Annotated in this window: 9 protein-coding genes; 4 read left to right on the top strand and 5 right to left on the bottom strand. The window is 59.9% G+C overall.

Features of this window, described 5'->3' with window-relative positions:
* Positions 1 to 37: 37 nt before the first annotated feature.
* The 4 genes from QCM77_RS32820 to QCM77_RS32805 form a co-directional block, all read right to left on the bottom strand.
* A complete protein-coding gene (locus QCM77_RS32820) occupies positions 38 to 700 on the bottom strand; it encodes a hypothetical protein (RefSeq protein WP_279686237.1) in 663 nt (220 codons plus the stop codon).
* 79 nt (positions 701 to 779) lie between these two features.
* Positions 780 to 1346 carry a hypothetical protein gene (locus QCM77_RS32815; RefSeq protein ID WP_279686236.1) on the bottom strand — a complete coding sequence of 189 codons (567 nt, stop codon included), beginning with the start codon at positions 1344 to 1346 and terminating at the stop codon, positions 780 to 782.
* Positions 1347 to 1360: 14 nt separating this feature from the next.
* A complete protein-coding gene (locus QCM77_RS32810) occupies positions 1361 to 1765 on the bottom strand; it encodes a hypothetical protein (RefSeq protein ID WP_279686235.1) in 405 nt (134 codons plus the stop codon).
* A 126-nt stretch (positions 1766 to 1891) separates the two neighbouring features.
* On the bottom strand, positions 1892 to 2212 hold the full coding sequence (locus QCM77_RS32805; protein ID WP_279686234.1) for a hypothetical protein: 321 nt from the start codon (positions 2210 to 2212) through the stop codon (positions 1892 to 1894).
* A 261-nt stretch (positions 2213 to 2473) separates the two neighbouring features.
* Between QCM77_RS32805 and QCM77_RS32800 the strand changes: the two genes are divergently transcribed.
* Complete coding sequence (locus tag QCM77_RS32800; protein ID WP_279686233.1) at positions 2474 to 4219, top strand: hypothetical protein; 1746 nt, start codon at positions 2474 to 2476, stop codon at positions 4217 to 4219.
* A gap of 34 nt (positions 4220 to 4253) precedes the next feature.
* The gene (locus QCM77_RS32795; RefSeq protein ID WP_279686232.1) at positions 4254 to 8756 is read left to right on the top strand and encodes a cytochrome; all 4503 of its coding nucleotides are present in this window, start codon (positions 4254 to 4256) and stop codon (positions 8754 to 8756) included.
* Positions 8757 to 8949: 193 nt separating this feature from the next.
* Here the strand turns inward: QCM77_RS32795 and QCM77_RS32790 are convergent, their stop codons facing one another.
* Positions 8950 to 9714, bottom strand: a complete 765-nt coding sequence (locus QCM77_RS32790; protein WP_279686231.1) for a hypothetical protein — start codon at positions 9712 to 9714, stop codon at positions 8950 to 8952.
* Between the two features lie 360 nt (positions 9715 to 10074).
* On the opposite strand from QCM77_RS32790, the gene QCM77_RS32785 reads away from it, so the two are divergent.
* Both QCM77_RS32785 and QCM77_RS32780 read left to right on the top strand, forming a co-directional pair.
* Positions 10075 to 10767, top strand: a complete 693-nt coding sequence (locus tag QCM77_RS32785; protein WP_279686230.1) for a hypothetical protein — start codon at positions 10075 to 10077, stop codon at positions 10765 to 10767.
* Complete coding sequence (locus tag QCM77_RS32780; protein ID WP_511337217.1) at positions 10727 to 11158, top strand: hypothetical protein; 432 nt, start codon at positions 10727 to 10729, stop codon at positions 11156 to 11158. The genes QCM77_RS32785 and QCM77_RS32780 overlap by 41 nt, the downstream gene beginning before the upstream one ends.
* The last annotated feature ends 132 nt before the right edge of the window (positions 11159 to 11290 follow it).

Below are 11290 nucleotides of genomic sequence, written 5' to 3'. Positions count from 1 at the left end.
CCCAGGAAGTCCACTCCGAAAATTGGCCGAATGGTTGCTAGCACCAAGGGATGCAGACCCGATGTCCCCCGACACTTCCAACTTCGATCGGCGGAGGAGCGGACGGCAACTGCGGCAGGGGCGGCAATTGCGGCAGTTGGCCGAGCGGCGGGATATTCAGCCCGGCGATGGGAACGCCAGGCATCAGGGTCGGCAACCAAGGCGCGCGGATGGGGCCTTGCGGCGTCACCTGCAACGGATTGCGAATAAAATCGGCAGCACTCCCGCTAATCCCGAGGCGCGCCATGATGTACTCGCGCGTTTGCGGCACCAGCGCGTTCGGCCCGCCAAATGGCGTTCCCGCGAGCAATCGACCCGCATCAATTTGCCGGGCGCGCTCGGGGATGACTTGTTGCATGCCGCCGAACAGGAAGTAGCTTCCGACGTCAACAATCCTTTGATAGGGCGCGACATTGTTCCGGCATTCCTGGAACGCCTGGAAAATAGACGCGATGCCTTCATCTCGCTTGGCCGAAATTTTTTCGATCGTGTCGATCAGATCGACCGCCGTGATGTTCCCGCTATTGTCGGCCTGGGGAAAACTGCGCGGATCAAAGCCCTTGGACTGGGCGGCGGCCGCGATCTTCATAAAATAGTCGATGGTGTGCTGATATTGCTCGCGGACCAGGGCATCGCCCTGGCCGGCGGCATCGCTGCACATGTCTGCCCTGGCCGATCCAATTGCAAGAAACGACGCAAGCAGTGACAGGAAGATGGACCTCAACATCTCAGCCTCCCGTCTAACAGCCGCCGAAGATCTTCTTGGGATCGCGGATGATGCAAGCCACATCCCCGCCGATGCCCAATCCGTTCAGCACGTCGTCCCGCAACTTCGGGATCAGGGCGTTTGGACCGCCGAACGGCGTTCCGGACAGCAATTGAGAAACGTCAACATGGGTCATCCTGTCCGGAAGAACTGCTGACAATCCGCCTGTTGCAAAGAACACCGCCGCGTCGGCGATCTTTTGCGGAACGGCGAAGCCCTTGTTGCACTCGTCTACGGCCTGCGCGACCTGCTTGTAGCCGCTGGCTTTCTGGATCGCGAGCTTCGTCACCAGTTCGACCAGATCCACCGGTTCGACGCCGCCCTGCGGAGTCACGTAGGGATATCTCTTCGGATCGAAGCCCTTCTCCTTCAGAGCCCCGCTGATCTTCATGAAGAGGTCAAGCTTCGGATCGTACACGCTGTTGATTTGTTGGTATCCCTTGTCGCCTGCTTCGACGCATTTGTCCGCCGCGAACGCGGCCGGAGCTGCAAGTTGAGCGAGGGCTATCAGGGCCAGGCCAGAAACACGTAGCGATGTCATTGCATCCTCCCTTGTCAGCATCCCGTTACGGTGATTTTGATTCCAATCTGGTTCAGAAACTTGATCACGTCGTTGCTGGGTCCCGGCCCGCAGCGAAGGTCGTTGTTGATGTTGGTAAGGATCTTCAAGAGATCGTTATTCGGACCTGGGCCATGCTTGAGATCGTTGAGCATGGTGTTGATTGCCTTCACGAGGTCGTTGTTTTTGCCGAACGGATCATCCTTGCCCAACTCGACCGCGATCTGCGCCAGTGCCATGATGATGAGTCCGGTCGCCGGATCGATATCGCCGCAGGCGTTGGCGGCGCACACTTGCGCGGCGATTGCAACGTTCTTGGCAACATCTTGAGAGAATGACTGGGAGGAAGAGAGCAGAAGGAATCCCAGCGCAACGCCCGATATTCTGCGATTGAATTTCATTGCCGCCTCCACGAGATTGCGTTCGCCAGAACGTTCTTGCACCGGTCATCTTCGGCATGCGCGGTTGCGGCAGAGAACGTGACGAACGCTGCAGCAAGAAATCCCATCCTTCTCATTGTTAGCCTCCTAATGCGCGTGACCGACGTCGACCGTGACGGAATGGATGCCATTGGCGGTCATCACGAGTGTGTACGGCCGCCCGGGAGGGCGCTCCTCGTATCTCAGGGGGATCGTCGTGGCCATCTCGCCGGCTTTGCCGTGCGGCCTCTCTGAGGTGACGTCGAGGATCAGGATGTTGGGATTGATGCCTTGCGGCGAGCGGCGCGTGAGCCTGACGTGCCAACCCGCGGTCGGCACCTGCACCTCGCCGATCACGATCAACTTCGGGCCGCTGTCGAGCACGTGATCGATCCAGGCCCTGAACGTGTCTTCCAAGAGAACCGGCATTGATAAAACCTTCTCTCCAAGGGCAGCGCGGGACGTGCCGACCGGTCCGGCGCAGCCGGTCTATGGATCCAACTCCAACCTGTGCCGGGCACCTCGGGAGCCGACAGATCCAGCCCCGTGGCTTCCCTGGGTGCGTGGTAAAAACTGGCATCGCGGCCGTTCGCGCGACGCGACCCCAGCGTTCCGGAAGCGAAAATAAAGCGTGAAAGTTGCGTTTAGTCCGCTATCATCGGTTGTAGAGGTAATCGGCGAATGTTGACCTTGCCGTCGAAATTCAAGCTGCGTCTTCTGGGTCCGTTCAGCCTCATTGACCCGGAAGGCCGCCGGATTGCGATTCCAAGTCGCAAGGGAGCAGCGCTGATCGCAATGCTTGCCGTCTCCAAGGACGGCGAGAGGGCTCGAGGTTGGCTCCAGACGCAACTTTGGGGCAGCCGTGAGCCGAAGGAGGCGAACGGGAGCTTGCGGCGCGAGCTGTCGGACTTGCGAAGACGGATCAATCAACACCCCTGGGCGCCCCTCGTCTGCGAGCGGGACAGGGTGCGGCTCGATCTCGGCATCGTCAGCATCGACGTGCTCGAGTCCGGCGAAGAAACGCTCGACTCCGGCCAGCCGGGCGAGTTTCTCGAGGGCATCGATATCCCAGGGGAGGACGCGTTCGAGGATTGGCTCCGCGAACAGCGCATCCGACTGGCGAGGTCTGAGGCAGGCCACGCCCGGAGCGAGACGGCTTCGAAACCTTCGGATGCCGTCGCGGTCGTCCAGCCCGGCTTCAAGTGGTCGGCACAGGGCCCGAATGACGGGCCCTCGCTGGCGGTCCTGCGTTTTTCAAACCTGACGGGCAATCCGGAGGAAGCCTATATCGCAGAGGGCTTCAAGCAGGAGTTGATCAACCGGTTGTCGCGCGTGCGCTGGCTGGCCGTTATCGCCGGCGATTCCGGTGGTCCACGCGCATCGACGATCACCGCCCAGGAAGCAAGATCGCTGGGCGCCAAATATCTCGTCGACGGGACCGTCCGGACCTCGAGCGATCTGACACTGATCGACGTCACGCTCTACGAAGCAGCACGGCTCCAGGTGGTCTGGTCCAAGCGGCTCCAGATCGTCCGATCGGTGATTGCGACCGCCCTCGACGAATGCCTGCAGGAGCTGGTCGCACATCTCGACGCCAAGATCGATCATGGAGAGCAGTCGAGCGCGCGGGACCGGTTGCCGTCGGGAGCGAATATCACCGATCTCATCTGGCGGGGCCGATGGCACCTCTACCGCCTGCAGCACGCGGATTCGGACGAGGCGCAGGAGCTGTTCGCTAAGGCCCTGGCGCTCGATCCTCACTCCCCCGAAGCCTTGATCAATGTCACCCACGGACTGGCTTGGTCGATCTGGACCGGACGACAGCCGGCGCATCGCGTGTTGGAAATGCGACGCCTCGCCCAGCAGTCGATGCGCGCCGATCCGTCCGATGGCCGGGCGTACTGGTTGGCGGGCACCGCGGAGACATGGTTGCGGCATATGCAGCCTGCGCTCGACCTTCTGTTCCAGGCGGTGGAACTGACGCCGAGCCTGGCCATCGCTCACGCACAGATCGGCAGCACCCTGAATCTTGCGGGCAGGCCTGAGCAGGCGGGCGAGCCCCTCCAACTGGCAAGGCGGCTTAGCCCGTTCGACGTGCATCTCTTCTTCGTCCTTGGTGAGCTGGCGATGAGGTCCAGTCTGCTCGGCGACTACCGCGAAGCGATCTCCTATGCGGACCTCGCCATCGTCCGGCGGGAGCAATATTGGTACGCCCACATGGTCAAGATTGACGCCCTCCTGAGGCTGAGGGAACGGCAACAGGCCGTGGCAGCATTCGAAGAGCTTCGGGGCCTCAAGCCCCGCTTTTCGAGCACATATATTGACTGGATTCCATTTGAGGATCGAACGCTGAACCGGCGATTTGCCGAGTCAGTCGATTCGGTCGCGGCAGGCCAAGCTCGTCTGGTCACCGGGAGCAACAATTCGCGAAGTTAGGACGTGGAGATTATTTCAGCACGAAGGGGGCGTTATGGGGAACGCGAAAGCGGCAGGCGGATTCTTCGCCGGGTGGACGCTAAAATATTTTGACAAGATTGCCGCAGCCAACGCGATATCCGCCGACGAGAACGCATCTGCGGCAGATGCCTTTGACTTCAACGACCTTGGCCCTGACTGGTGGTGGTCGCCGGTACTGAGACAGCTTTGGCTATGGTCGCTGCGGCTGGCATTCGCCTCCTTCCGGATATTCTGGCCGTTCCCGAAGTTCGGCCGCCTCGTCATCATCACCCGCAACACCGACGTGCGAAACGTCCTTTCGAACCCCGAGATCTTCGCCGTGCCCTATGGCGAGGAGATGAAGGAGCTTGGCGGAGGAAAGGCAACATTCGTGCTCGGCCTCGAGGGTGCGAAGCAGCGCTGTCAGCACGAACTCATTCATCGTCTGATAGAGCCGCAGGACGCGGACTGGCTGGTCGAGCGGACGCAGCAAATCGCCGATACGCTGATCGATGCCTCCCAGGGGCGCATCGACGTCATGAAGGATCTCATCACCCGCGTGGCGGCCGAGACCTGCGCCGAATACTTCGGGCTGAGTGTCGACGATCGCGATGCTTTCGCCGAATGGTCGATGTCGATATCAGCGTTGCTGTTCGCCGATCCGTTCGGCAATCCTGCCACCCGCAAGCTCGCACTCGCCGGAGCGTTGCGCGTGCGCTCCGTAATCGACGCTGCCAAAGAGAGGCTTTCGGTCGCCCCGCCAATTCCGCCCAAGGGGCTGGGCAAGACGATCCTTCAGCGCCTCGTCGACACCGGTATTTCGGACGATGAAATTCGCGCCATCATGGTGGGCATGATCACGGGATTCATCCCAACGACCACGCTCGCAGCAGGCAACATCATCGAGCAGTTGTTGTGGACAAGGGGCGGGCTCGATGCGGCGGCCGAGGCGGCGAGGAAGGCCCGCAGCGGCAATGAGGCCGCGCGCAAAGAGCTTGAGCAGCTTCTGTTCGAGGCCGCGCGATTGAATCCAGCGCTCAACCCCGGGCAATGGCGTCATGCCGTCCAGGACGGCACCGTCCCGACCCGTTGGGGTTCACATCGCATTCCGGCCGGATCAATCCTGCTCGTTGCGACGGCATCCGCGATGCGCGACGACAGCTCCCGCAGCAACGAATTGATGTTTGGATCCGGCGTTCACGCATGCCTCGGCAAGACGCTGGCGATGGCGCAGATCACCGCGATCTTCGAGTCGCTGCTATCCAAGGACGGCGTGCGCGCCAGCAAGGGGCGGTGGGGACGGATCTTCCGGGTCGGCGTGTTTCCCCGCCGGCTAGACATGGAGTTCAAGCCGGCGTTTGGCTCGCAAACCCAGAGCATGGTCACGGTGCTGGCTCCGCTCGAGGAAAAAGTCGACCTCCAACTCTGGCAGGACGCGATTCACAACCTCATGCAGCCGGCTGCGCCCGATCTCCGTAGGGCGCTTCGGGCCACGAATGTCATCCATTTCGCCTCGCTCAACGCCGTCGACCTTGGCGATGCAGCGACGCCGGCGCCGCACCTGCTGCTGGAAGTCAACGGCGACGGTGATCCCGACGACCTAATCGATGCAATCGATGCCTCCGCCAGCCCATGGCTACTGCCTCTCTTCAGCTCCGCGGAGAGCGGCAAGACGGTACCGGATCCGACGGCGGGCGACGGTCAATCGCTGCGAGAGCTGTTGGAGGCCCGCAAGATTGACCTGCAGGCCCGGCCATGGGGAGCGACCGGATTGTGCTTCTACGGTCTGCCCGGCCTGTCGATCGCGAGCATCCGGCAGCAGGAGGAATTGGCGAATTTCTGCCGCGATGCCGTCGACCGCTTCGTCATGATTCACGCAGGCCTCGGCAGCCATGCGGCAACCGCTCTGCAGTTCGTTCGAGACCTCATCCGTGGCGATGCCAAACTGAGCCGAATGGGCATGCAGGATCTGGTAGATCGCGGCACTGCATTTCGTTCTTCCCTGATGATCCCGAGCCGTCAGGAGCCGCCGACAATCTGCTGGAAGGAGCCGGACGGTCGCCTCCTTGCCATCCTGTCCTCGCCGACGCTTTTTCCTCTCTATGGCTGGCTAGGGCTGGTCGCGTTGACCGTGAGCGTGCTGTGCTTCCACTGGTTTGGCTTTACGTTGTCGTTTGCGTGGAGGGATCTTCTGATGACCGCCGGGCGGTGCGCAATCGCCCTGGTGTCCGGGGGGATCGGTACCGCCACGCTTGTCGGTATCGTCGTCGGCGCTTTTGCCATACGGCTGCGCTGGGCCGAGGTCACCGAGAAGCCGGAGGATCTCGATCCCAACCTTGTCAAGGTCGGCGAGATCGCAAAGCGTGAAAACGAACCCGACTTCGCGCAGAACCATTTTCTGTCGGTATCACCGCTCAAGCCAGGCCGGTTCCGGAAGTTCACGCTCGGCATCGCGCTCTGGGGAATCGAACTCGTCGTCTCACGTGCCTTCCGTCCCGGCTTTATCGTCAACATGGGGACGATTCATTTCGCACGCTGGTTCCGACCGCCGGGTTCGGAGCGCCTGGTGTTCCTTTCCAATTACGACGGCAGTTGGGAGAGTTATCTCGAGGATTTCATCACCAAGGCCTATCCAGGCCAGAACGCGGCCTGGAGCAACGCCGTCGGCTTTCCGCGGACGAAATGGCTGATAGACGACGGCGCGCAGGACGGCGACCGGTTCAAGCGATGGGTGCGCCGCCAGCAACAGCCGACGCAGTTCTGGTTCAACCACTTTCCGCACCTCACGGCGGATCAGATGCGCAACAACGCGGTGATCTCCTGGGAGTTGGCGCGCGCAACGACGGACTCGCAAGCACGCGCGTGGCTCAGCTATTTCGGCTCGATGCCGAGAACCGACACCGTGATCGAGACGCAGGAGGTCCAGGCGCTCGTGTTCCGCGGTTTCAAGCGGCTTCCATTCATGAAGTTCGCGGCCATCAGCCTTCCCTCAGATCCGGCCGATTGCATCGAGTGGCTGACGTCGCTGGCGAACGCCGACAATCCGCACAAGACTCGAACCCTTGAACGCGGTCTCCTCGAAGTCACTTTCGGTGACCGACCGCTGTCCGGTGAGGAGGAGCGGTCGGCAACCGGCGTCGCCTTTACGGCGGAGGGCCTCTCTCACCTTGGGCTACCCGACGGCGGCGAGCCCGGCACGGTGGCGACGTTTCCAACTGTGTTCAATCTCGGAATGTCGTCGCGACAGCGCATTCTCGGCGATTATGTGAAATCCGACCCGTCGGCATGGCGCTGGTCGGACGCCGACGGCGACAAGCCCATTCACGTCGCGCTTCTCGTATATGGGAAAACCAAGGCCGACTGTGACAAACTGCTCGGGCTGCATCGTGACAAGTTGACCGGAGCGGGTTTCGCCGTCTACGAACTCGACACCCAGCCTACGGATAAGGGTGTCAACTACGAGCACTTCGGCTTTCGCGACGGTATCTCCCAGCCGGTGATCCGTGGCACCCAGCGTTTTGCACGTGGCGCGCTAGCCCGCGATATCGCGGCGCCGGGCGAATTCATTCTCGGCTACAAGAGTAACCAAGGCTACTACCCACCTACGCCGGTGGTCGCCCGGGGATGCGACGTCGGCAATAGGCTGGCCTCCGTCCCAACGTCGGTGGAAAGCCGTTTCTCGGCCTTCCAGGACCTTCGCCCGCAGGTGCGCGACTTCGGACGAAACGGCACCTTCCTGGCAATCCGGCAATTCCAGCAGCATGTTGATGCGTTTCATGAGTACGCTAGCGACTGCGCGAAAGAATTGAGCGACGAGACGGCGCGCTTGCCAGAGTTGATTGGCGGTCCGGTGACGCCGGAGTGGATAGAAGCCAAAATGATGGGACGCTGGCATGACGGCGTGCCGCTGATCGACCGGCCGATCTCACCCCCGCCGGAGGAGCACGCCGCCGAAACTTCCACCTGTGAGGAGCACTCGCACGCCAAGCATGCGCATCGCCAGAGCCGCATGCGCAAGGATACCGACCTAGATTTCGGGGTCGACGACCCCCAGGGCCTTTACTGTCCTTTCGGCGCGCATATCCGCCGGGCCAATCCCCGCGGGAGCCTGGCGCCGGGGGACGACTCGCAATTAGCCATCACCAACCGGCATCGTCTGTTGCGGCGCGGCAGATCGTATCAACAGGGAGACGAAAAAGGACTTCTGTTTGTAGGCCTGTGCGCCGATCTCGAGCGCCAATTCGAATTCATCCAGCAGTCGTGGATTGGAGCACCCGGTTTCGCGGGACTTACCAATGAGCCGGATCCAATCGTGTCAGTGAAGCCCGCCGCTGCATCCACGCGGTTCACGATCCCGACTTCGGCCGGCTCGCTTGCACTGGAGGGAGGCCAGAGCTTCGTGACAGTTCGTGGGGGAGGATATTTCTTCTTGCCCAGCCGTTCCGCGCTTTTGTTCCTGGCGGACCTTAACCAGCTCCGCGGCCTCAATCGACAGCGCCCAAGCAGTGTCTCGGAAACAGACAACCCGCCTCAATAGAGATTGCCTATGAAACTCCCCGAAGGCCGCCTTCCTGGCATCGGCATCGTGTTGTCTCCAACCGCAAACGGCGCAAAAGCCCCAACGAAGTAGCGCCGGTGCAATCACTACGAGACCGTGGCGCTCAAAGTCAAAACCGATTCGCTCTCAAAATGCGGCGTCCAGGAAAGTCTCGCCGCTCTGGGCGAACCGTTCAGTGCGGCCCCATATCAACATCGACTTTATTCCTCGTACAGTAAGCATGGATCCTTGAGATAAATCGGAATGATTCTACCTCAACGGCACGACTAAGCAGCGGAAGCCCCCTGAGGTATCCAGCCATCAGGCCAAAAGCGCTCGCGATATTTATGAGAGAATTGACGATATACAAATAGTTAGTGTTCAACTCACCCGTCAAAATATCTGATAATGGGCTGGCTAAGAACAGGCCGGAGCACATGGCCAAGAATTTGATAATGCTCCAAATCGCCACTTGCGAAATGCGAGAAACAAAAACCAGTGAACTTGATGATCCTGATATCCCGCTTAGTACATATGCGAGCAATTGCGGAACGCACACCAATAAGACAACGAATGCAATCAGCTTAAGCTCTTCACCAAAATCGAGAGAGTATGCGTAGATAGAAAAAACAATCCTAGACAACTTACGTCCAAACATATCCTCAATCGACATAACGCCAGCTACGTTTGCATATGCAAAGACAGAAAAGGCTATAAAGAGGGACAAAGAGAAAAGGTACCAGATCAGATATATCTTGGTCGAGTTCTCCTTTCGCAGAAAGTAAATTGATAGGCAGGTTACTGCAATCGAGCCAGCGGTGGCGAGAACGACACTCAGATCAGCAAGGCGACCTATGTTCCCCACCCTATCACCTTCAATAGCGTTCCACCGATAGTTCGATAGGCGTAGCTCGCTAGCCCATGAACGGGCACAATGCTCAGGCCGCGAACTGCTCATCGTTATGATATGCCGTGGGCGCGTTGTTCAGCAAGACCAGTCACGATGTGCCCGATGCGTTTCTGCTTTCAGACCAAACGCCGGCGGTCGCTTGCCAAGTCGTCACACTGGCGAGACCGCTTCTTGTTGGATAGCGCAGCAGCTAAGCGGCGCTCCACTTCGCCCTCCTCTGTCTCGGCGCCTGATGCCTTCTTCGATCTAGTCCAATGGCGATGCCACTGGTCGTGGCGAGGGCCTGCTCTGCTTCTAGTCCTAGCTCAGCGCATCGTCTTTCGGATCACGTCTGGTCGTTTGTCGCGGCGCGTTGCCAAACGGGCCCAGCTAGTGCGCAACCGCTAAATCTCGCAAGAGGAGGAACAAGTGACGCTTCGCTTAACGCGAGAACAACTCTATGAATTGGTCTGGTCGGAGGCAATGAGCCGTCTTTGCAAGGCGATCGGCATTTCTGACGTGGCGATAGCCAAACATTGCCGTAAGGCGGAAGTACCAATTCCGGAACGCGGATACTGGAACAAACTGCATGCTGGCCAAAAGGTTACCCGATCCCCCCTGCCCCCGCGCGATCTCGCGACGATCAATGTGATCGAAATGGGTGGAGAGCTACCACCCGAGCTAAGAGCACGAATCACGGGTGAGCCCGGTATCGAAGGCGAACCAGAGAGTATAGATGTGCTGTCGGAGCGGCTTCGGAAGCGCCTTGGCAAGGTAGCCGCATCCCGCGATCTGACGCGCGCAGATCCCGCTATCGCGAAACTGCTGAAGCGCGATGAAACCATTCGTCAGAAGATTGCATCGAGTTCCTTCTCCTGGGAGAAACCTCTTTTCGAGTCCTCCTACGAGCGGCGGCGCCTGCGCATTCTCAATTCAATCTTCCTCGCCTTTGCGCGGGTGGGTGGCGGGAGTGCCTATATTCGCGACCGGGAAGCTCGCGGGATTTCGATCAGCGGACCTGCCGGCGTCAGCATAACTTTAGATTATCCAAAGAAGCGTCAGGCCCGTAACCGTCAGACCGATGATGCGGGACACAAAGGGCAAGCTGGAGCTACGTGCTGAAGGCGGTAGGCATCATCCAGATATTGTCTCGAACTGGATGGATGACGACGCAGGCAAGCTCGAAGAGAAGCTGACCGAAATTGTCATCGGCCTTGCGATTGTGAGTGAGCGCGAATCGCGGCGGTGGCAAGCCGAAATGGCGGAATGGCATCGCAAGCGCGAGGCAGAGGAAGCCGAAGCACGTCGCAAAGCCAGGGAGAAGGCCGAACGCGAAGAGCGGGAACGAATTGCAGCCGAAGAAAAGGCGCGCCGGGATGGGCTGATAACCGAAGCCATGAACTGGCGAAGTGCTGGGCTGATACGCGAGTACGTGGAGGCAAGACGCACCTCACAAATCACGCAAGCTCCTAAATTCGAAGATTGGGCGCGGTGGGCTCTAGCAGTCTGCTGAAAAATTATGAAGTCGAGAGTTTTCTTGTCTTTGTTCGGTCGCTGTCGGGGCGGAGCGCTGGAGGTTGGATGTCGTGTTCGGCTTGGCGCCGGGTTACCCCGGCGCGGGGTGGCTATGTGGCAAGTAGTTTGG

The sequence above is a fragment of the Bradyrhizobium nivariense genome, from assembly GCF_029846695.2.
Classification (GTDB): Bacteria; Pseudomonadota; Alphaproteobacteria; order Rhizobiales; family Xanthobacteraceae; genus Bradyrhizobium.
Note: the sequence above shows the minus strand (reverse complement) of the source record. Positions and strands in the feature narration are given on the sequence as shown.